Here is a 21062-nt window from a genome sequence, read left to right as displayed (position 1 = left end):
TATCGAGTGACCGCGCTGTCGTCCTGACGGGCGTGGTGGATTCGCGGGTCATTGCCCTCTTCGTCCGTTTTTTCCCGGAGGGGAGTTATATAACTTCCCTCGCCCTCGACTGACGCTAACCTGGACTTCGGGGGCCGATACTTCCATACGACTGCCGACTGTAGCCGGGCGTGACGATGCCTGCAAGACAAGCTGACACGACGTGGCAAGGAGGAAAGGACGGAAGCGGCGACTTCGAAACGGAGAGCGGCCAGATAGAGGGAACGTTCCGGTTCCCGACCCGCTTCGAGGACGAACCCGGAACGAACCCCGAGGAACTCATCGGCGCGGCCCACTCCGGCTGTTTCTCGATGCAACTGACGGCGTTCCTCGAAGAGGAGGGCTACACGCCGGACAGCCTCCAGACGGAGGCGGACGTGCACCTCAAACCAGCGGACGGGGGCGGCTTCGAGATTCCGCGCATCGACCTGACGCTGACGGCGGAGATTCCCGACATCGACGAGGAGACGTTCGACGACCTCGCGCAGAACGCCAAGGAAAACTGCCCGGTTTCGAAGGCGCTCGCCGGACCGGACATCACGCTTGACGCGACGCTGAAGAGCTAACGACCGCGACCCGTTTTTCGGCGACGTCGGTGAAGCCGTCGTGTTTCCGCCGATGAGCGATTCCATAGGAAATTTAACACTCCGCGCAAACGGTGCAGTCATGGTACACTGCCCCGACTGCGATGCGACCCTCGAAACGGAGTCGGACGTCGATTTCGTGGAGATGGACGCCACGACTGGCTTTTTCGCGGCCTCCAAACGGTTCTACGTCGTGAACTGCGCCGACTGTGGTGCGACTATCGGAAGCGGCGTCGCTGGTGCGAAGGCCGGTGGCGGTGCTTGAAAGAAAAAAGCTATAGGTTAGTTATCACAATTCGGGGGTATGGTACACTGCCCCGAATGTCAAGCGGAGCTCTCCGAAAAGTCCGATGTCGAATTCGTGGAGATGGACGCCACGACAGGTTTCTTCGCGGCCTCGAAACGGTTCTACTTGGTCGCCTGTAATGAATGTGGCGCGGCCATCGGCGGCGGGGTCGCGGGCGCGAAGGCCTGAGCCGGTCGATTTGCTGGTTTTCCTTCACTCCGACCGATTGTGACCGTCATTTCGACATCTCACACCACGTTGGTATGACCCATTGGTAATGCTGGTCAGATTGAACAATCATACTGTACAGTCATACTTGGTAGTAGTACTTATGGGGCCAATCGTTCGATTCGCGCTTCTCGTTCCCTCCCTGTCTACTGATGGGACGAAGAAAGCGGACGCCCGACCTCGACGAGCGAAAAAATCAGTTCGTATTCACAACCAAACGCTATGATGCCGCATCCCGAAGGCAACCCCATGGGAGACGACCGAACGCCGATCACGGTGGTAACGGGCTGTCTCGGGGCGGGCAAAACGACGCTGATAAATCACGTCCTCCGCGACCCGGGGGACCGACAGGTCGCGGTCGTGGTCAACGACGTGGGCGAGATGAACGTCGATACCGAGCTGATACAGGGGGAAACCGACGACGTAATTGACCTCTCCAACGGCTGTATCTGTTGTCAGCTACAGGACGACCTCCGCTCGACCCTTTCCAGACTCGACGATCGCGAGTTCGACTGCCTCCTCATCGAAGCGTCGGGCGTGAGCGAACCCATCCCGCTTGCGCGGACGCTGCTCGGGATGGACGACGAAACGCCCGACCCGACCGAGAAGTACCGACTCGATACCTTGTGGTCGTAGGAGAGCACGATGACGCCGTTGTCGACCCTGCTGCTGTCTTGATGGGGAAGTACTTCGTCGATGCCGAGCGATTCCACGCTCGCATCCTCCAGCAGTCCGCGGTCCGAAAGCGCACGCAACAGCTCCCCACCGGTCGCTCGAACCGCCTTGCGGGCGACTGCCGGTGATTCGTGTTCCTTTGCGATCGAATTGAGCCGCTCCTTGGTCGGCGTCAGGTCGGGCTCCGCCGACGTGACGTTCGAAATCAGCGGCAGGACAGCGAGCGATGCGGCGAGTCCCCCCGATGAACGGAGGAATCCACGTCGCTTCGTCTCCGTCTCGCGCGCCGATTCGTGAACGTCTCGGAGCACATCGCTTCGTCTGATATCGTCGTCGGAATCTCGTTGCATCGCAACTCCAGATGGATACTGCACCGATATAAATTCATAGCCTAGATATTTTTATTTTAGTATTTTTCTAGTTATTATATATTCCGAGTTGTATCAACCGCTCGCCGACGTAGCGCTCGATTCTAGCGAAGGTACCGTCCAGAAATCCCGGATGAGTTCGAAGAAAGAATAGCGACCGATTCGATAGCCGACGGTTATTTGTCCGTCAGCAGGTAGCGGAGGATGTCACCGTAGGCCGGTCGGGTGACTAGTACACCGATGAGCACGCCGAGGATGGTGATGATGGCGAACCCTTGCAGGTCGCCGAGTCCGAGCACCGCCAACGGACTCATGGCGATGATGGTCGTCGCGGCGGCGGCCCCGATGACCCAGAACGCCTTGCGGAAGCGCGACTGGAAGACGCGCGAGGAGTTGACGTCCCCTTCGCTCATCACCTCGTCGGCGATGATGATGAGGTCGTCCACCCCGGTCCCGATGACCGCGATGAACCCGGCGATGTGCGAGAGGTCGAGCGGGAGTTTCACCGCGGCGGCGAAGCCGAGCAGGATGAACACCTCGGAGAGGGCAGTCAGAATCATCGGCAGCGCGACCTCGCGCTTTCCGTAGCGGAGGAAGACGACGCCGCTGACCGCGAACACGGCCGCGATACCGGCGATGAGGGAATCGACTTTGAACTGGCTCGCGAGACTCGGCTGGAGGTAGGTCGTGGTCCCCTCCTGCGTGTCGAGTGCCGCCGGGAGTGCACCCGCTTGCAGGTTGATCTGCAGACGGCGCGCCTCGGAGGCGTTGGAAGCGGTAATCCTGAACGTCGGGTTGTTTTTGAATTCGCCGCTTTTGACGGACGGGGCGAGGCCCTCCCCCATTCCCGCACCGTAGACTACGCGGCCGTCCGTGAGCGTGTAGAGGCAGTATCCCGCCTTGTCGGCGGACTGTTGCGGATAGTTACAGGCGAGGATACCCTGCGAACTCGTGAAGCCCTTCTCGTTCATCACGCGGACGAACTTGTTCGCGGACTCGTCGGAGAGCGAAACGGAGACGCCCCACCGATTATCGGTACCGGCTTGTTGTGCGGGTCCGACGTTGGAGATTCCCTGCTGGGTGAACAGCGTCGTGTTCGCCTGCGTCCCGTTGCCGGTCGGGTAGTGAGCGACGATAGAGACCTTCCCGCGCTTCGTGACCAGACTCTCCATCTGGGACTGGTTGGCGTTTGGCATCTCGATTTGGATGAAATGCTTGCCGTTCGCCGCCGTGACCTGCTGGACGCGACCCCCGGCGAGTCCCGCCTTGGATATTTTATCGCTCAGCGTGCGAACGATATCGTCGCGCGTCTGTGCGGTCACGCCTTCGCGGACGGTTTCGTACTCGATGTTCTCGCCGTCCAGCGCCGACTTGACCTGTTCGGTGGTCACGTTGTCCGAGAAGACCTCGACGGTGCTCTGGGTTTTCGTGGTTCGAATCGCCACGTCGGACTGACTGACGCTGGGAATGTCCCCGGCGACGGCCTTCTGGATGTCCGTTCGGGACGTTCCGTTCGGTGCGCTCACTTGCTCGGCCGTGACGCCGTTGACGGGCGCGCGAATTCGCGTCCCGCCCGCCAGTTCGAGACCGTACTTCAGATTGGTCGGGCCGGAACTGGACGCGGCGAGGTTGGCGTTTCCGCCGCTTCCGCCCTGCGGGACGAACAGCGCGAAGGCGCTTCCGAGCAGGAGGACGAGAAGCAGGCCGACACGCCATTGGTCGCGCATGCTCATCGTCCCACCCCCTCGTACTTGTACCAGCGAAGGAGGCTCAGATTGAGCATGTACGTGTTCATCAGGTCGGTCGCCAGTCCCATCACGAGGACGGTACCGATGGCCGTGAGCAGACCGATTTGGAAGATGAACGCCACGATGGTCATCACCGCCATCGCGGCGAGCGACGTGACGGTCATCGTCACACCCGTCCGCATCGCGCGGTAGGTGCTCTCGTAGAAGCCGCCGGACCGCCGGAGGACGTGGTTGTTGAGCAGGATGTCCGAGTCCACGCTATACCCGATGAGCATCAGGAGCGCGGCCACGGTCCCCAGCGAGAGCGGAATGCCGAGAAGGTTCATCAGCGCGACCGGAATCACTATGTCGCTGAACGCGGAGAGCACGACCGCGATGGAGGGAACGAACGACCGGAACATGAGGAAGACGATGATGCTCATGCCGACGAACGCCGCGACGATGCCGTAGAGTGCGAGTTGTTGGGCGCTCGACCCGAAACTCGCCGACGTACTCTGAATGGAGAGCACGTCGTACCCGAGGTCCTCCGCTTGCGACGTGAGAGAGTTCGTATCAGTGTCTTGGAACGTGACAATATAGACGTTGTTCGAAGACTGCGCCGGAGTCACCGACGCGACCTCGGAATCGAACGAGGTTTTGACTTGATGTTGCGATGCAGTCGTCTGAATTCTCATTTCGGTTCCGCCCGTAAAATCGATACCCGGTGTCACTGGTGCGCCGGTGGCGGCATACCAACCGGCGATGACAAGCAACGCCAGCACGAGAATAGCGAGGGAACCCCCGCGAGTTGCCGATTCGAGTACCGGGTGTAATCGACCTCCGGTACTTGAAACTCTACCATATCCGTTGGGTGCGGTGCGACCCTGAATAAGCCTTCTTAATTACTACGGCCGAAGAGGTCACGCGAAACCGAAGGAAGGGCGGCAAAAATCGGACGAAGGCATAATTATCCTCGGACCCTATCCTCCACTATGTCGGTGGAAAAGACGAACGCAGCGAACGACTCGGCGACGAAGGTCGTCGTCTCGTATCCCGAGGACCTGAGCAACTGGGGTCGGTTTCAGGTCGGAACGAGGTATTTCAAAGCGTACCTCCGGAAGACCAAGGGTCAACTCCACGAGGGAGACACGTGGAACGAGTTCCTCGACGTGGGGTGTTGTGGAAACACGCTCGACGTACCGCTCCGCGTCGAGCGCATCGAAGGCGGTGATCGAATGGGACCCGAGACGGACATCGAATACGAGGTGCGGGAGGCCTGTGGGATTCAGGGCGGCTGGCAGGTACAGAGCGCGGACGGACCGAACGAAGTGTAGAACCGTTCGCCGAGCAGTCAGAACTGTTCGTCGAGAAACGCCTCGACGCGCTCGCGCGTGGGGGCCGTTCGCGCCCCGGACGCCATCGAAGTCAGCGCGCCGCAAGCGTTGGCGAACTCCAGCGCTTGTTCGTAGTCGTGCGAATCGAGCAGAGTGGTGATGAACCCGGCCGCGAAAGCGTCGCCAGCGCCGGTCGAATCGACCGATTCGACGACGAACCCGGGATGGGTGTAAACGCCGTCGGTCGTATCGACCCGCGCGCCCTTGCGTCCGTGCTTGATGACGACGACCCGGCCGTGTAGCTCCGACGACGGGTGTTCCAAATCGCTGTCCAAAATGGTCGCCGCTTCGCGGTCGTTCAGGAAGACGATATCCGAGTAGGCCAACGCCCGCGAGAAGTCCCGTTCGCCGAGACGACGGCCGGGGTCGAAGCTCACGGACATGTCCGCCTCGGTGGCGATTCGAGCGAGTTCGGCCGCCGTGTCCGGGCGCTGGCTGGTCAGGTGGAGGTGTTCCGCCGACCTGACGTACTCGGAGTCGATGTCCTCGGGCGAGATGATTTCGTTCGCCCCCTCGTTTCCGAGCACCATCACCTCGCCGCGTTCGTCCACGATGAGGTACTTCGTCGTGGTCTCGACACCCGCGACTTCGATGACGTGCGTGCAGTCCACCCCGACGCTCGTGAGTTCGTTTCGAACCAGCAAGCCGTGTTCGTCGGAGCCGATGCTCCCGACCAGCCCGGTCGAGACGTCCATCCCCGCGAGGGCGGCGGCGACGTTCGCGGCACTGCCGCCGCCAGAGCGCCGCTGTGAGGAGATACGGGCTTCGCCGTCGGGGTCGGGAAGGGCGTCCACTCTGAGCGTCACGTCCCAGTTGATGTGGCCCGCGGTTACGACTCGAACCATAGCACACTCCTAAAGCGGTTCGTGGACGGCATATCCCTCTTGTTACCCCGTAGTAGTAAAAAATCCTGACGACTTCCTCCGTGGCCGGGAACGTGACGACTCACGGGGAGTATCGTAGAAGTCTATCGATTTCCCGTTCCGGAATCGAAACGCGTCGTGGCCCCTCGATGGAGAACAGTCCAGTTGGCTACGAGAATCCCTCTCAGCCCGTGACCGCGAACAGGATGAGGTTGTGCGCGCCCGGCCCCAGTCCGACCGCCGCGACGACGCCGAGCAGGAGGTAGCCCTCGGTCGGTTCGCTGGAGACGTAATCCGCGAACAGCAGGACGACGAACTCCGCGATGGCGAGTTTCACGACGACGAACAGCCACCCGACGCCGAAGGAGTCCGCCGTCGGGAGCGAGTGGGCGATTTCGAGGATGGCTTGCGAGAGCGGCGTGCGCTCGCCGAAGCCGAGCACGTCGATACCGACCGCGGTCGAGACGGAATCCAAGGCGTGGGCGAACAGCGTGAGGACGCCGACCGCTCCCGTGATGATGGCGACGTCGGGATAGAAGAACTGGGTCGCCGCCCAGAGGAGTCCGGTCAGAATCACCGCGACGACGAGCGCCACGAACGGCCAGAACAGGCGGAGACTGTCGTGCTGGACGCCGTACCAGAGTGCGACGAGGAGGACGACCGCGACGCCCACGAGTCCGGTACCGGCGAGCACACGGGGAACGGGGGCTCGGAGACGATAAATCGAGAGCAACCAGACGGCCCCGGCTACCGCGAACGTCGTGAGATAGACGGCAGGAGTGCCGAATAGCGGTAGGAGGGCGTCAGGAATCGGCGACCCCGGCAGTTGATACAGCGCGTTCAGTCCCGCACCGACGACCATCCACGGCGCGAGCGACACGACGGTCCGCTCCGAGATGGTCGGTTCCGCACGCCAGAGCAGCCATATAACGACACCGACCGCCAGCAAAAGCGGGAGAAGATACGAGATGGGGGGAAGCGCGAACCCGTCCGGCAGTACCATACACCGACACGCGAACGGAGGTAGGGAAAGGTTTGCGGTCTGTGTGCTCCCCTCGTGCCGACGGCGACGGTGAGCGCACCGCGCTACGAATCCCCGTCCGCGGTATCGTCATCGGGCGACTGCATCCGGTCGAGAAAGGTTTCCAACCGCGGAGACCCGATGTATCGGACTTCGTTTTCCCCTTCGTCGTACCCGATGAGGCCGTGGTCCTGTAGTTTCGGAAGGTGGATGTGATGCAGTCGTTGGCGCACCCGCTTTTCGGAGGGGTCGTCTCCGGTCTCCTTCGACTGGAGAACGTCGACGAGTTCGACGACCGGGCACCGGTCTTCGGGGATGGACGACAGGTAGGAGAGAATCCGGCGCCGATACGGTTCGGCCGTGATGCCCATGATATCGTCCACCGACAGCGCGGAACGTCGCCGAGAGTCAGTGTTCACCATCGTGTATCTATGTCTACGCTAGCGGACAGTTTCTGTTCAAGGGTCTGCTTGTTCGAACGGGACGTTTATAAGAAGCCCCGGTCGTGACAGGTCACTCACGCTTGTCGCCGTCGTCCGCTCCCAAAAGCGTCTGTTCGAGGAGGGATTCGTTTCCGCGTCGAATCCGCTCGGACAACGCCTGTTGGCTGATGTCTAGTTCCGTCGCCAACTCGTCGAGGGTCACGCGACTCGGCGTAGAGAAATATCCCCGTTGGAGTGCGAGGAGCAACGTCTCCCGTTGTTCCTCGGTCAGCGATAGGGCCGGTCGACTTTTCCCCACTTCCCTGAGCGTATAGATTCGACCGAGGGTGTACTTGACGTCGTTTTCGAGGCTGTAGTTGTGGAACTCGGAGAGGTCGTCGTACGACGGGAAGAGCAGTTCGAACGACCAGTCCTCGTCGTCGTAGCCTTCCGCGGTTCTGATGATGCTGTTCGTCTCCTGTAGCCCTTCGAGAAAGGCTTCGTCGGGAATCTCCCAATCCATTAGATAGAGAACGCGGTCGTCCACGCGGTCGAGTTCCGTGAGGTCGTTGACGTACGGGCCGTCACGCACTCGCGCTTTGAAGTCCGACAGGTCGTCCCCCCACGCCCAGAAAACCGGAACGACGCGCGGGCCGACCGGAACGACCCGCTCGAACTCGATGTGGATGTCCGTCCCCGTAGTGAGGAGGTCTCCCAACGGGAAGTTATTCGACTGAAGGGTGAGTTCTGCAACGACAGCCATGATACCCTCCCCCCTAGCACTGCTACCGGCTTAACGACTCGGTGGAATCCGTTCCGGTCGATGGTGCTCCGCCCGTAGAGAAGAGCATCGCTTCGGATGAATCGGTCACGTCAGGACCGTTCGTCCCACGGTTCGCCGTTCTGTTGGTCTCCGAACAGCTCGCGCATCAGCGTCACGATGCTCTCCGGGGGGAACTGTCCGCGTTCGGTGACGATGGCGTCCACGTACCGCGGCGGCGTCACGTCGAACGCCGGGTTCTCGACGCGCACGTCGCCCACCGCCTCGCGTTCCGCGTCGGGGAGGACTTCCCGCTCGTCTCGCATCTCGATTTCGACGGTGTGGCCCGTCATCGTCCCCGGATGGAGTTTCAGCGTCTGTGCGGCGACCATGATGGGAACGCCGCGTTCGCGGGCGTTGACGGCCAATCCAGACGTGCCGACCTTGTTGATGACGCTCCCATCGGCGGCGATGGAGTCCGCGCCGACGAGCACGTGGTCCGCGTCGTTCAGATACCGTCGGGCCGCGTTGTCCACGATGAGGGTAACGGGAACGCCCCAGTCGCGCAGTTGGCGGGCGGTGATGTGGCCCTGCTTCCGTGGCCGGGTTTCCTTCACGATGGCGCGTATCTCCTTGCCGTCGTTCAGCGCGTGGCGGACGCAAGAGAGCGCGTCAGTCGAGTGACAATGGGTCATGATGGTGTCGCCGTCGCGGAGGCGATTCGCGCCGATTTGCCCGAGGTTGTCCTGCGCTTGGTCGAGTTCCCGCCGGAACTCCACGACGGTCGCTACGACGCTGTCCCGCAGTTCCGCCACAGTGTCCCCCTCCATCCCCTGCAGGACGTAGCGAAGGGCGTTCGGGAGGCTCACCGCGGTCGGCCGGGTCTCGTGGAGTCGCCGAGCAGCGGCGCGAATCTCCGCCCGGAACTCCTCTGCGGTGTCGGCCTCGCTGGCTTGCGCCTGCTCGCCGATGGCCGCGGCCGCCGCGTCGGCGATGGCCGCCGCGCCGCGAATCTCCATCTCGGCGATGTCGTCCGCGACGGCGGCGACGGCGGGCGTGATAGCAGGGTCGTTCATGTGGATGCCTACGACTATCGGAGTGAAAAAGATAGTCCGGCGGAAATTCTACGGTGGCGGCAGTTGCACGGGAAACATGGACCTCGACACGCCGATAGCCGCCTCGGAGTCGGTGATGCGCGTCGCCGAACTCGTCGCCGCCTATCTGCTCGTCGGCCTGTTCGTCGTCGGCCTCCTCGATTTCGGCTTCCTCGCGCTCTCTTTTCTCCAGGCCGGTCGTGCGACCGACCCGCGAAGCCTCATCGAACTGGTCGACATCGTGCTGCTGTTGTTCATCGTCGCCGAAATCTATCGGACGGTCATCGCCTACGTGGAGTCCGAGGGCGAAGTCGGCGTCGTGCGAGCGACGGTTTACGCGGGCATCATCGCGCTGGTCCGCAAGGCAATCACGTTCCAAATCGACGGCTATTCGTCGGTCACGAACGCCGCCATCGCCGCCGGGTCGTACACGCTGTTGCTCGTCGGACTCGGGACGGTGCTGTGGGTCGTGTCCCGACGATAGCGGGATTTTTACCGGGGCGGGCCATCCACCCCGCTATGAACGAATCAGAACTCGCTGCAAAAATCGACCACACGGTGTTGGGACCGGAGACGACCCTCGCGGACGTGGAGGCCGTACTGGATGACGCCGAGGAGTACGGAATGAACGCCTGCATCCCGCCGTGTTACGTCGCGGAGGCCGCCGAGTACGCCCCGGACGTGACGCTCGCAACCGTCGTCGGGTTCCCGCACGGCCAGCACGCGACCGACGCCAAGCGCGACGAAGCGGTCGGCGCGTGGGACGACGGCGCGGACGAACTAGATATGGTCATCAACGTCGGGCGACTGACGGCGGGCGACCACGACGCGGTACGGGCGGATATCGAGGAAGTCGTCGCCGCCGTCCCGATTCCGGTGAAGGTCATCATCGAGACGGCGCTCCTCACCGACGAGGAGAAACACGATGCCTGCCGATTGGCGAAGGAGGCGGACGCGGCGTTCGTCAAGACTTCCACGGGGTTCGCTGACGGCGGCGCGGAAGTCGAGGACGTGGAACTGATGGCCGAGTACCTCCCCGTCAAAGCGAGCGGCGGCATCGGCGATTACGAAAAAGCGAAGGCGATGCTCGACGCCGGTGCCGAGCGCATCGGCGCGAGCAGCGGCGTCGAAATCGTCGAGGATTTCCGCGGATAGGGTCCGCGGGAGGTCACCCGCGGGACGTCTCTTTTCAGTCGTCGTCGCTCGGTTGCGGACTCGGCGTACCCTGTCGTGCGCTGCTCATCCACCCGTCGATGTGTTCGGCGACGTAATCCCGTCCGCCCCACCCGAACGCCACGCCAGCGCCGATTGCGATGGCGGCCGCGAAGCCCCACGCGAGGGCGCGAGCGAACAGGTAGAGGATGCCGACGTCGATTCCCATCGTGTCGAGGCCGATGACGATGGCGGTGAAGTACAGGAACAGGCGGGTCCCCGTCGCGAACCAATTGGTGTAGTCGGTGTGAGTCGCCGCGCGGGTTCGCATGATGGCGTCGCCGATGAAGTCGGCCACGACGAATCCCAGAATGATGACTAAGAGTCCCGCGATAAGCGCTGGCAGGTACGAAACCGCCGTTGCAACCCACAACGAGAGCCTCGGAATGGCGAGTACGTTCGCCGCCGCGAGGATCGCCAACGCGTAGACGAACCATGCGGCGAGTTTGCCGAACGCGCCGGATACCGCACTCTCCGTTCCGCCGAGCATCCGACCCAGTGGCGTATCGAGTACCATTCTGTCGAGTTCGATTCTATCCGCGAGTCTGCGGACGACGGCCGCTGCGCCGCGTCCGATGACCCAGCCGATGAGCAGGATAACGACCGCGCCGACGAGGCGCGGAATCAATGCGACGAACCCAGCTATGGGGTCCTGAAGCCATCCGGGAAGACCACCCGCTTGTAAGACGATGTCGTATTGTGTCATAGTTCGTTTTCTCCCCACGCGGTCGCGTGGTTCATCCATTGATGGGACCACAGCCAGTTTGTTGTTGGCCGCCTAAACAGCGGGGAAAGCGAGTAACGGCGAATGAATTCGGATATGTTTCGCACCCGTTACTGTCCGAGAGAAGGAAAATATTTCGAGGAGATGGCAGAAATAGTACAACCGAAACGAAAACAAAAGGCTCCGTAAAAGTCATCTTTCGCCCCGAATTCAGCCCCGTCCGGGTTCGAGGATACGAACCATTACCGTCAACTTCGGGACCGTTGACAGGATTCGTCGGGGACTCACTCCTCTCGGAGCGCGTACAGCATCGGCGCGTTGTCGCTCGAATCGGTGGCGGCGAACAGCGTCCCGTCCGCGACGGCGAAGGCGTCCCGAACCCGTCCGTCGAGACGGAGTTTCCACCGCTTTGCGCCGAACCGGGTGTCGCCGACGCCGGACCCCCCGTTCGTTTTGATGCCGTACACGGCCCCGCTTCCGTCACCGACGTAAACGGTATCCCCCGCGACCGCCGGTGAACATGAACTGATGTCCGACAGTCCGAACGACCAGCGGGACTCCCCGGAGTCGGCGTCGATGGCGTGAAGTTTGTCGCCCGTGACGCCGAAGACCGTCCCCTCGGCGATAGCGAGATGCGTGGAGACGTTGCCACCGCGCTCCGTCTTCCACCTCGTGCCGCCCGCCCCCGCGTTGGTGTCGAGACAGAACACCTGTCCCTTGATTCCGGGGACGTAGAGCGACTGCTGGACGAGTGTCGGCGCGGCAGTGATGATACTCGGGAGTTTCCGCCGCCACATCCGGCCGCCGTTCGTGGCCGAAAAGGCGTACACCTCCCCCCAGTACGTCGTGGCGAACAGCGTGCGGTCGTGTGCCACCGCCAGCGGCGCGTCTATCTCCCCGTACACCTGTTGTCGCCAGCGCTCCTCGTTTTCCTCCAAGTCGAAGCAGTGAATCCAGCCGTCGCTCGTCCCGACGAACAACGACTCGCCGTCGGAATCGAGCCGCGGTGAACCGGAGACGTAGCCCGTGGTCTCGAACATCAGTTGTTTCGTTCCCGATTTCACGTCCACCGCCGTCACCGATTCGTCGGGGCCGCTCACGTAGGCGGTTCCGTCCCTGACGGTCGGTGCCGACCAGATATTTCCGTCGCCCGGCGGTCGGTACTCCCAGCGTTGCGTTCCGTCCGCCGCGTCGTAGCAGACGAGCTTCTCCGCGTCCGGGACGAAGACCCGGTCGTCGGCGGCGACCGGCGGCCCGGTGGTCATCCCGAGGCGCGTCTTCCACGCTATTTTCGGGGTTGAACGCGGGCCGTGGCCCTTCGGGTTGTAGCCGGTGTTCACCCCGTCGTGTCCGGCCGTCGGCCAGTCGGGTCGGTCCCCCGCCGCGTAGGCGGCGTCGTCCGACTGCGATTCGGTGGCCGCACAACCAGCGGTCGCGGTGATGGTCGCGGTAGTGCCGAGGGCGGCGAGAAAATTCCGACGTGATGGAGAGCGCATTACACCCGCTTTCCAATAGGAAATAATAAGCTTTCTTCACGATTCGTCGCGCGCTTCTCGCACGGTTTGGCACACAACCGTCGCCCTTTTGCCCGCGTAGCCGAAATCGAGGAGTGAATGGCCCGGTATCACATAGAAACGTACGGCTGTACCTCGAATCGCGGCGAGAGTCGCCAGATAGAGTGCGCACTGCGCGACGCTGGCCACTACCGCGTCGAGGGTCCCGAGCAGGCCGACGTTGCGATAATGAACACATGTACTGTCGTGGAGAAGACGGAGCGGAACATGGTTCGCCGGGCGAAAGAACTGCAATCGGAGACGGCGGACCTCATCATCACGGGGTGTATGGCGCTCGCACAGGGTGACGAGTTCCGAACCGAGAACGTGGACGCCCAAATCATGCACTGGGACGACGTTCCGACGGCGGTCACGAACGGCGAGTGTCCGACCCCCGGACCGGGCGTCGAACCCGTGCTGGACGGCGTGGTCGGCATCCTCCCCATCGCTCGCGGCTGTATGTCCGACTGCTCGTACTGCATCACGAAGCACGCGACGGGAAAAATCGACTCGCCCTCCGTCGAGGAGAACGTCGAAAAAGCCCGAGCGCTCGTTCACGCGGGCGCGAAAGAACTCAGGATTACGGGACAGGACACCGGCGTCTACGGCTGGGACCGCGGCGAGCGAAAACTCCACGTCCTGCTCGACCGCATCTGCAACGAAATCGAGGGTGACTTCCGGGTCCGCGTCGGCATGGCGAACCCGAAGGGCGTCCACGGCATCCGCGAGGAACTCGCGCAAGTGTTCGCCGAGAACGACGAACTGTACAACTTCATCCACGCGCCGGTCCAGTCCGGGTCGAACGACGTGCTCGGCGACATGCGCCGCCAGCACCAGGTCGAGGAGTACGTCGAAATCGTCGAGACGTTCGACGAGTACCTCGACTACTGGACGCTCTCGACGGACTTCATCGTCGGCTTCCCGACCGAAACCGACGACGACCACGAACAGAGCATGGCGCTCCTCCGCGAGACGCGCCCCGAGAAGCTGAACGTCACGCGATTCTCCAAGCGCCCGAACACCGACGCCGCGGAGATGAAGGGTCTCGGCGGCACCAAGAAAAAGGAGCGCTCCAAGGAGATGTCCGAACTCAAGATGGACATCGTGGGCGCGGCCTACGACGAGATGGTCGGCACCGAAAAGCGCGTCATGGTCGTCGAGGAGGGCACCGGCGATTCCGTCAAGTGCCGCGACGAGGCCTACCGCCAAATCATCGTCCAGAACGCCTCCGAGCACGGCATCGAACCCGGCGACTTCCTCGACGTGGAAGTCACCAGCCACCAGACCGTCTACGCGTTCGGAACGCCTGTCTGAGGCGTAGAGCTGTTCCGAAACGGGGTTTTTTCTCGAACTACGGATTTTGAGAGGGTTTCTTGCGATTCTAATTATCCACACCGGCGCGCGCTGGCGGGACGACGAGGACATCTCGTCCACGTCGTCTCCGCGAAGCGCGCGAGGTCTTCGTGAGTGACAACGGAACGAACGAATGGCTCGTCAGAGCTCCGCTCTGACGGTGGATGACTGAGCGGATGCGAAGCGAATCGGTTGGGGAGGGTGTGGCTGATGCGGTTGCTGTGCGGTTGCGGTTTCAGTGACGTCTGTCGTTGCAGTCACAGAAAAACCGCCACCATCTCGTCGCAAGCGGGCGGGGGTTTTCGAGGACTGCTCTCCGACAGCCACCCTCCGACAAAAGGAAAAATCAACTCCCCATCGCCATCATCATAGACAGAAAATATATACCCGAATACGTAAAATCCGTGACCGATGCCCTCCAACCGACGTCAACTCCTCGCCACGGTCGGCGCGCTGTCCGCCGGACTCGCGGGCTGTCTCAGCGAGAGTCCGACCGGAAGCGGAAGCGAATCGCCCACACCGACGGACGAGACGAACACATCGACGGCCGACACCACGGACGAATCGACGACCGGCGACGGCCCGCCCGACACGACCACCGCCGAAAACGCCTCGTTTTCCCTGCCGGAGTCGTCGGTGAAATCCCTCGGCGAGGTGCGCGTTGCCGTTGCAAACCCGACCGTCGGAAAGGCGATTACCTACGAGTCCATCATGGGTTCGGATGGGGTGCTACAGTCGGACGGAACGCAGTTCGTCGTCGCGGCGGTCCAGAGCCAACAGGGGAACGCGGTCGATGCCGGAGGCGACCCGGCGTACGACGCCTTCGAACTCGTCGTGGACGGCGAGGCGTATTCGACGGTCGAAATCGAGGACCGGACGACGGGCGCCTACACGAGTTCCCTCGCCGAACACGGTGACATCCGGTACGGCGCGCCGTACGCCGCTGGCGGGGCGGTCGGCTGGCTGGCGTTCGAACCGCCGTCGCCGCTCGACGCGAGCGAGGCCGCGATTCGCTGTCGGTACGGCGGCGAAACGGCGGAGTGGGAGCTTTCGGACGATGTGGTAGCGACGCTCGGCCGACCGGCGCCGACGTTCGAACTCGAATCGTTCGACGCGACGGTCGAGCAGTACAGCGTGGACCTGTCGTTCGTGGTAAAAAACGGCTCGGAAAACGACGGTCGATTCCTCGCCGCGCTCTACTGGCCGACGACCGGTATCGCCGACGACGACGAATCCACGATAATCGAGCGCTCCGTCGCGGCTGGCGAGCGCGTCGAGTGATCGGGGTCGTTCGACACGGAGTACACCGACGGCGTGGTGACGACCCGCCTCGGCGGGGCCGTCAGTGACGAAATCGAAGTCGACCTCGAAGAGTAAGACGCGGCACGATTCTCGAAACGGTCAGCCCGTCACTTCGTGACGTATATCGTTCCCGTCATGCCCGCGCTCTCGTACGGGGCGCTGTAGAACTCGTACGTTCCGGGGACGTCGAAGGTGTGGCTGTACTCGTACCCCGCGTCGTAGACCCTGCTCATGCCGCCGGTCGTACCGGTCCAACTCGCGTCGTGGGGCTGGTCCTCCACGACGATGTTGTTCCCGTCCGTCTCCCAGACGAACGTGACCTCGGTTCCCGCGGGGACGACGAGCGGGCGCTCCGTCCCGGGCGTGAACGTCCGGTCGCCGTCGGGACCGACCCGAACGGGGAGGTCGGCCGCCGTCGCGTGGTCTTCGGGAATCGTGGGTCCGCCGGTTTCGCTCCCCTTCCCACCGTCTTCGATTCCTTTCCTGTCGGGGTCGGTTCCCGTTCCGTCTTCGGTTCCGTTCGTACCTTTTCCGTCCTTCGTGACGGTGATGCTGCCGACCATGCCCGCCGCTCGGTGGGGGTTGCAGTAGTAGTCGTACGTGCCGGGCACGTCGAAGGTGTAGGTGTAGCGATAGCCCTCATTGTAGATTTTGGTGTCCGCGCCGGGCGTGCCGTTCCAGTCCGCGCCGTCGGGTTGGTCTTCCACGACGATGTTGTGGTTGTTCCCTTCCCACTTCCACGCGACCGTCGTTCCGGTGGTGATTTCGAGGTCGTCGGGATCGAACGTCAGGTCGCCGCCGGGACCGACGACGACGGTGACGTCGGCGGGCGAGTCGTCCGACTCCGACCCGGAGTTTCCGTCCGCCAAACAGCCGCCGAGAGAAGCACCGACGAGCACGGTACCCGTCGCTTTCAACATCGCTCGTCTGTCGAAGATGGAGGTCATAGCAGTACGCTCGAAACTACTAATTCGCGGTAGAAAAGACCGATACCCGATTCCCGAGGGATGAAAAGCGTGCGGAATGCTCTCACTCCGACAGTTCCTCACGGCGTTCCACGTCCTCCGGAATCGCCGTCTCCGCAAGCCGGTCGGCCTCGGTGTCCGATTTCCACTCGCCAAGTTCCTTCGGGTCGACGTGGATGAACACGTCGTCCACCTCCGGAATGTCCCGAATGGACCGGATGACGTCGGTTTCGATGTTGTGGGCTTCGATGAGTGTCCGGTCGCCCTCGACCTCGATGTGCATGCTCACGTCGATTTCGGGGCCGACGTAGTGGGCAACGACGTCGTGGACGCCCTCCACGTCGGGGTTCGAGAGCGCCCGCCGGACGATTGTCGCGCGGAGGTCTTCCGGCGGTGCCCGCCCGACCAGATAGTCCACGTTGTCGCGGACGATCTCCCACCCGGTGTAGAGGATGCCGAACGAGACGACTCCCGCCGCGAGCGGGTCGAGGATGGGCAGCCCGATTCGACCGCCGAGAACGCCGACCAGCGCCGCTCCGGCCGTCAAAATGTCGTTTCGGTTGTCCAGTCCGGCCGCGATTACGGCGGGCGAGTTAACCGCCTCTCCGATTCGCAAGCAGTAGCGGAAGAGGGCGTACTTGACGACGCCGCTCCCGACGAGGACGCCCACGGCGAGGTAGCTCGTCGTCGTCGTGATGTCCCCGGAGAGAATCGCACTCGCGGCTCGGTAGAGCACCAAGCCACCCGCCGCGAACACGCCGAGCGCGACGAACAATGAGACGAACGGCTCGATTCGCTCGTGACCGTGCGGGTGCTCGAAGTCCGGCGGTTGCGTCGTCAGGTACAGTCCCGCGAGGACGACGAGGCTGTAAATCGCGTCCGAGAGGCTGTTGATGGCCTCGGACCCGACCGCGAGGCTCCCGGTCTGAAACCAGACGCCACCCTTGGCGAGCGCTAAGAGGAGGTTCGCCGTGAGGATGACGGCACCCGCGGTCCGAATCGCCCCCGCCCGGTTCATCGTCCGTAGTTGGACCGCCCGCCGTATGGGTATATCGGCGGTCCCGAAAGACCTCGTTCAGTCCTCGAACGACACCGCCGAATCCGCGTCCGGAACGGTCGCGCCGTCCTGTTCGGCGAACGCGGCGTGGAGTTTGTCGTAGGTGTCTTCGAGTCCTTCCACGATGACCTTCGTGTCCGAGATAACGGGCATGAAGTTCGTGTCGCCGGTCCAGCGCGGGACGACGTGCGTGTGGAGGTGGTCGATGGAGCCACCGCTCCCCTCCCCGATGTTCAATCCGGCGTTGAAGCCGTCCGGCGAAAACGCCGCCTCCATCGCATCGAACGTCCGCTGTTTCATCCGGGCGTGCCCGAGGAGAACTTCCTCGCCGAGGTTCGCATAGTCGCTCGTGTGCTCGTCGGGGATAACCATCGCGTGTCCCGGATTGTACGGGTAGTTGTTCAGCATGACCACCGCGTGGTCGTTCCGCGCGACGACGAGGTGTTCCCGGTCGTCGTCCCGCTTCGGGAAGGCACAGAAGACACAGCCTTCGAAATCCTCGTCGGTGTCGCGTTCGACCCACTCCATCCGCCACGGTGCGAAGACCTGTTGCATACCCGCATGTCGTATGGCTCCGGTTTAGGTTTTCAGACTCGCGGCGCGGCCGCCGAAATCGGTTCGTCGCTGGTACGTCCGGGCGGGGACCTCGAACCCGCGCCAGCGTACCATATCGTCCGGTTTCCCGAATGAACGCTCCTCGCCGCACTTAAAAATGGACACGGACGGTTCTGATGTCCTCGATTCGTCGAGAAACGGGCGTTATGGCCCGTTTAACTCGTGCATAACCGTGTCGAAAGGGGGTCTTACCACGTCTCTCATCGCCGATTGACACCCTGTGACGGGGTTTCAGTCGAATGACGCGACAACAGTATCTTTTCAAACGATGGCTTCGGAGAGGGGCATAACGAATGTATCTCATCATCGTCGGTGCGGGCGACATCGGCTCGCAGCTCATCAGCATTGCGACACAGAACAGCAACGACGTGGTGGTAATCGAGAAGGACGCGGAACGGGCGGAACGCGCCTCGATGGAGTTCGACTGCCTCGTCCTCAACAACGACGCGACCATCCTCGATACGCTGGAGGAAGCGGGTGCCGAACGCGCGGACGCGCTCATCAGCACGACCGACCAGGACGCGACGAACATCATGGTCAGCCTGCTGGGACAGGAACTCGAAGTCCCGTCGCTCGTCTCGGTGGTGCACAATCCCGAACACATGAGCATCTTCCGCCAAATCGGCGTAAACGTCATCGAGAACCCCCAGCGACTCATCGCGGATTACCTCTATCGGGCCGTCAAACGCCCGTCCATCAAGGATTACATGAAGGTCGGCGACCGAGCAGAAGTGTTCGAAATCACGGTCGACTCCTACGCGCCCATCGCCGGACTCACCCTGTCCGCCGCGGCGGACGACGAGTTGTTCGACGAGGGGATGCTCGTCGTCGCAATCGAGCGGGACGACGAGGTTATCACCCCGCGCGGGAACACGGAGATTCGGGGTGGCGACCTCATCACCGTCTTCTCCGAGAAGGGGGCAACGCCGGAAGTGACCGACATCTTCGGTCACTACGAGGACCACGACTGACATGGTTCGACGGAAAACGGTCGCCGGAGTTCCGGCGCACCTCGCAACCATCCTTCGGGACGTGGGTGCGCTCGTACTGATGCAGGCGGCGATGATGACGTTCACCGTCGTCCTCGCGCTGGCGTTCGAAGAGTGGTACGCGGCGCTCGCGTTCCTGATCGCCGGAGGAATCACGGCCGCAGCCGGTGGCGCGGCGCGCATCGTCTTCGAGGACGCGCCTGACCCCGTGATGAAACACGGGATGGTCATCGCCGCCGGAGGCTGGTTCGCCACCGCGATTTTCGGGTCGTTGCCCCTGTTCTTCGCCGCGCATCTGACGCCGGTTTCGGTGATGAACACCTACGTCCCGTCCGGCGCGGCGTACGACCCGATTCGCGTCGGCGGCGCGACCACGATGTCCAGCCTCGCGTACTTCCAGAACCCGCTTCACGCCGTCTTCGAGAGCATGTCCGGGTGGACTGGGAGCGGACTGACGATGGCGGTGCACGAACCGACGCTTCCACGGGCGGTCCAGTGGTGGCGGTCGCTCATCCAATGGGTCGGCGGGGTCGGCGTCATCGTCCTCACGACGGCGATTCTCGCCCGGCCGGGGAGCGGGAGTTACGCGCTCTACCGGGCGGAAGCGCGCGAAGAGCGGATTCATCCGAGCATCATTCACACCGTCCAGACGGTGTGGCGTATCTTCCTGCTCTACACCGTACTCTCCGTGGCGGCGCTGTTCGTCGCCATCGTCGTCGCCAAGCCGCACCTCCCCCTGTTCGACGCGTTCTGGCAGGCGCTCAATCACGCCATGACGGGGCTTTCGACGGGTGGGTTCAGCGTCACGGACAACTCCATCCAGTCCTATCACTCACCGCTGGTCGAGGCGGTACTCCTGCCGATAATGGCGCTCGGTGCCATTGCCTTCCCGATTCACTACGTCATGCTCCACGATAGGGACCCGAAGCCGCTGGTTTCGGACACCCAGACGCGCTGGCTCTTCATCATCTTCGGTGCGGGTGTCGTCGTGCTCTCGGTCCAGAACATCGTCTCGTTGCCGTCCGCGAGCGCCGCCTTCCACCCCATCGGCTGGGCCGGACTCGAAGACATCGGCCTGTCGCCGCTGGCGGCGGACGCGGCCCGCGACTCCACGTTCCAGTTCGTGAGCGCGCTGACCTGCACGGGGTTTCAGTCGTCCAACATCGGTGACTGGGGACCGGGCGGGAAACTCATCGTCAGCGGCGCGATGGTGCTCGGCGGTGCCGCCGGAAGCACCGTCGGCGGCATCAAAATCATTCGCGGCTACATGATCAGCAAGGGGATTCAGTGGGAGTTCACCCGGGTGTTCCTCCCCTCCTCGGCGGTCATCAACACGCGAATCGGCGACCGGGTTCTCAAACGCGACCAGATGTTCGAGGAGTTCAGCGAGGCGGCCATCGTGAGCATGTTGTGGATAATCCTCCTCATCACCGGAAGCGTCCTTCTCGTCAACGTTGCTCCCGGATTCGGTTACGCGGATGCGCTGTTCGAGGTGGCGAGCGCCCAAGGAAACGTCGGCCTTTCGACCGGTATCGTCGGCCCGAAGATGTCGTCGTTTGGTGAGGGAATGCTCATCCTGAACATGTGGATCGGCCGCCTCGAAATAATCCCGGTGCTCGTATTCATTCGGTCGGCATTACTCGGTCTAAACCCCTGAACTGGTATATAAATAATTCGGCTGTTGTAGAGCGTTTCGCCCTCATTAACGATTCAGTGGCGTCTATAAACGAAATGGGACGCTCAGAACCCATAATCTGGTCAAATCGCAAGACTGCGGCCGAATAAACGGTTCGAACTCCCTCCAACAGAGAGGGGTTTTTATGCTCGTGTC

General features: G+C 62.5%; 22 protein-coding genes and 2 pseudogenes. 12 read left to right on the top strand and 12 right to left on the bottom strand.

Annotation, left to right across the window (positions count from 1 at the left end):
* Positions 1 to 176 precede the first annotated feature (176 nt).
* The 5 genes and pseudogenes from BG842_RS01020 (at position 177) to BG842_RS32400 (ending at position 1940) form a co-directional block, all read left to right on the top strand.
* Entirely contained in the window at positions 177 to 605 is a 429-nt protein-coding gene (locus tag BG842_RS01020; RefSeq protein WP_069449318.1) for an OsmC family protein, read from the top strand.
* A gap of 100 nt (positions 606 to 705) precedes the next feature.
* The gene (locus BG842_RS01015) at positions 706 to 888 is read left to right on the top strand and encodes a hypothetical protein (protein ID WP_069449317.1); all 183 of its coding nucleotides are present in this window, start codon (positions 706 to 708) and stop codon (positions 886 to 888) included.
* Between the two features lie 39 nt (positions 889 to 927).
* Complete coding sequence (locus tag BG842_RS29450) at positions 928 to 1098, top strand: hypothetical protein (RefSeq protein WP_007983401.1); 171 nt, start codon at positions 928 to 930, stop codon at positions 1096 to 1098.
* Positions 1099 to 1386: 288 nt separating this feature from the next.
* A pseudogene (locus BG842_RS01010) lies at positions 1387 to 1764 on the top strand (CobW family GTP-binding protein); the annotation flags it as partial.
* Positions 1765 to 1814: 50 nt separating this feature from the next.
* The gene (locus BG842_RS32400) at positions 1815 to 1940 is read left to right on the top strand and encodes a hypothetical protein (RefSeq protein ID WP_256388486.1); all 126 of its coding nucleotides are present in this window, start codon (positions 1815 to 1817) and stop codon (positions 1938 to 1940) included.
* Positions 1941 to 2356: 416 nt separating this feature from the next.
* On the opposite strand, the gene BG842_RS01005 is transcribed toward BG842_RS32400, so the two are convergent.
* Both BG842_RS01005 and secF read right to left on the bottom strand, forming a co-directional pair.
* Positions 2357 to 3913 carry a preprotein translocase subunit SecD gene (locus tag BG842_RS01005; RefSeq protein WP_069449316.1) on the bottom strand — a complete coding sequence of 519 codons (1557 nt, stop codon included), beginning with the start codon at positions 3911 to 3913 and terminating at the stop codon, positions 2357 to 2359.
* Positions 3910 to 4769, bottom strand: a pseudogene (secF, locus tag BG842_RS01000) (protein translocase subunit SecF). Before secF ends, BG842_RS01005 begins: the two are co-directional and overlap by 4 nt.
* 130 nt (positions 4770 to 4899) lie before the next feature.
* On the opposite strand from secF, the gene BG842_RS00995 reads away from it, so the two are divergent.
* Positions 4900 to 5241, top strand: coding sequence for a hypothetical protein (locus tag BG842_RS00995; RefSeq protein WP_069449315.1), 342 nt, complete (start codon positions 4900 to 4902; stop codon positions 5239 to 5241).
* Between the two features lie 17 nt (positions 5242 to 5258).
* On the opposite strand, the gene BG842_RS00990 is transcribed toward BG842_RS00995, so the two are convergent.
* From BG842_RS00990 to BG842_RS00970, 5 genes are all read right to left on the bottom strand, one after another.
* Positions 5259 to 6146, bottom strand: a complete 888-nt coding sequence (locus BG842_RS00990; RefSeq protein ID WP_007983567.1) for a carbohydrate kinase family protein — start codon at positions 6144 to 6146, stop codon at positions 5259 to 5261.
* 202 nt (positions 6147 to 6348) lie between these two features.
* Positions 6349 to 7167 (bottom strand): DUF63 family protein, encoded by an 819-nt coding sequence (locus BG842_RS00985; protein ID WP_069449314.1) that lies wholly within the window; start codon positions 7165 to 7167, stop codon positions 6349 to 6351.
* An 83-nt stretch (positions 7168 to 7250) separates the two neighbouring features.
* The gene (locus BG842_RS00980; RefSeq protein WP_069449313.1) at positions 7251 to 7607 is read right to left on the bottom strand and encodes a hypothetical protein; all 357 of its coding nucleotides are present in this window, start codon (positions 7605 to 7607) and stop codon (positions 7251 to 7253) included.
* 91 nt (positions 7608 to 7698) lie between these two features.
* Positions 7699 to 8370, bottom strand: a complete 672-nt coding sequence (locus BG842_RS00975; RefSeq protein WP_069449312.1) for a helix-turn-helix domain-containing protein — start codon at positions 8368 to 8370, stop codon at positions 7699 to 7701.
* Positions 8371 to 8480: 110 nt separating this feature from the next.
* Positions 8481 to 9443 (bottom strand): ribose 1,5-bisphosphate isomerase, encoded by a 963-nt coding sequence (locus BG842_RS00970; RefSeq protein WP_069449311.1) that lies wholly within the window; start codon positions 9441 to 9443, stop codon positions 8481 to 8483.
* 76 nt (positions 9444 to 9519) lie between these two features.
* On the opposite strand from BG842_RS00970, the gene BG842_RS00965 reads away from it, so the two are divergent.
* Together BG842_RS00965 and deoC are read left to right on the top strand one after the other, a co-directional pair.
* Complete coding sequence (locus BG842_RS00965; protein WP_069449310.1) at positions 9520 to 9945, top strand: phosphate-starvation-inducible PsiE family protein; 426 nt, start codon at positions 9520 to 9522, stop codon at positions 9943 to 9945.
* A gap of 35 nt (positions 9946 to 9980) precedes the next feature.
* On the top strand, positions 9981 to 10616 hold the full coding sequence (gene deoC, locus BG842_RS00960; RefSeq protein ID WP_007983578.1) for a deoxyribose-phosphate aldolase: 636 nt from the start codon (positions 9981 to 9983) through the stop codon (positions 10614 to 10616).
* Between the two features lie 34 nt (positions 10617 to 10650).
* On the opposite strand, the gene BG842_RS00955 is transcribed toward deoC, so the two are convergent.
* Together BG842_RS00955 and BG842_RS00950 are read right to left on the bottom strand one after the other, a co-directional pair.
* The gene (locus tag BG842_RS00955; RefSeq protein ID WP_069449309.1) at positions 10651 to 11379 is read right to left on the bottom strand and encodes a hypothetical protein; all 729 of its coding nucleotides are present in this window, start codon (positions 11377 to 11379) and stop codon (positions 10651 to 10653) included.
* Positions 11380 to 11681: 302 nt separating this feature from the next.
* Positions 11682 to 12893: a PQQ-binding-like beta-propeller repeat protein gene (locus BG842_RS00950; RefSeq protein ID WP_069449308.1), complete on the bottom strand. Its 1212-nt coding sequence runs from the start codon at positions 12891 to 12893 to the stop codon at positions 11682 to 11684.
* 117 nt (positions 12894 to 13010) lie between these two features.
* Here BG842_RS00950 and BG842_RS00945 point away from each other — a divergent pair, with 117 nt between their 5' ends.
* Entirely contained in the window at positions 13011 to 14264 is a 1254-nt protein-coding gene (locus BG842_RS00945) for a tRNA (N(6)-L-threonylcarbamoyladenosine(37)-C(2))-methylthiotransferase (RefSeq protein WP_069449307.1), read from the top strand.
* 450 nt (positions 14265 to 14714) lie between these two features.
* On the top strand, positions 14715 to 15584 hold the full coding sequence (locus tag BG842_RS00940) for a hypothetical protein (RefSeq protein ID WP_254662807.1): 870 nt from the start codon (positions 14715 to 14717) through the stop codon (positions 15582 to 15584).
* A gap of 128 nt (positions 15585 to 15712) precedes the next feature.
* Here BG842_RS00940 and BG842_RS00935 read toward each other — a convergent pair whose 3' ends face one another.
* From BG842_RS00935 to BG842_RS00925, 3 genes are all read right to left on the bottom strand, one after another.
* Positions 15713 to 16552 (bottom strand): plastocyanin/azurin family copper-binding protein, encoded by an 840-nt coding sequence (locus tag BG842_RS00935; RefSeq protein ID WP_069449306.1) that lies wholly within the window; start codon positions 16550 to 16552, stop codon positions 15713 to 15715.
* 82 nt (positions 16553 to 16634) lie between these two features.
* Positions 16635 to 17588 carry a cation diffusion facilitator family transporter gene (locus tag BG842_RS00930; protein ID WP_069449305.1) on the bottom strand — a complete coding sequence of 318 codons (954 nt, stop codon included), beginning with the start codon at positions 17586 to 17588 and terminating at the stop codon, positions 16635 to 16637.
* A gap of 57 nt (positions 17589 to 17645) precedes the next feature.
* Positions 17646 to 18182 carry an HIT family protein gene (locus BG842_RS00925; protein WP_069449304.1) on the bottom strand — a complete coding sequence of 179 codons (537 nt, stop codon included), beginning with the start codon at positions 18180 to 18182 and terminating at the stop codon, positions 17646 to 17648.
* A gap of 353 nt (positions 18183 to 18535) precedes the next feature.
* Between BG842_RS00925 and BG842_RS00920 the strand changes: the two genes are divergently transcribed.
* Together BG842_RS00920 and BG842_RS00915 are read left to right on the top strand one after the other, a co-directional pair.
* Positions 18536 to 19213, top strand: a complete 678-nt coding sequence (locus BG842_RS00920) for a TrkA family potassium uptake protein (RefSeq protein ID WP_069449303.1) — start codon at positions 18536 to 18538, stop codon at positions 19211 to 19213.
* Position 19214: 1 nt separating this feature from the next.
* A complete protein-coding gene (locus tag BG842_RS00915) occupies positions 19215 to 20888 on the top strand; it encodes a TrkH family potassium uptake protein (protein ID WP_007983597.1) in 1674 nt (557 codons plus the stop codon).
* Positions 20889 to 21062 lie beyond the last annotated feature (174 nt).

The sequence above is a fragment of the Haladaptatus sp. W1 genome, from assembly GCF_001723155.1.
GTDB classification, from domain to species: domain Archaea; phylum Halobacteriota; class Halobacteria; order Halobacteriales; family Haladaptataceae; genus Haladaptatus; species Haladaptatus paucihalophilus.
Note: the sequence above shows the minus strand (reverse complement) of the source record. Positions and strands in the feature narration are given on the sequence as shown.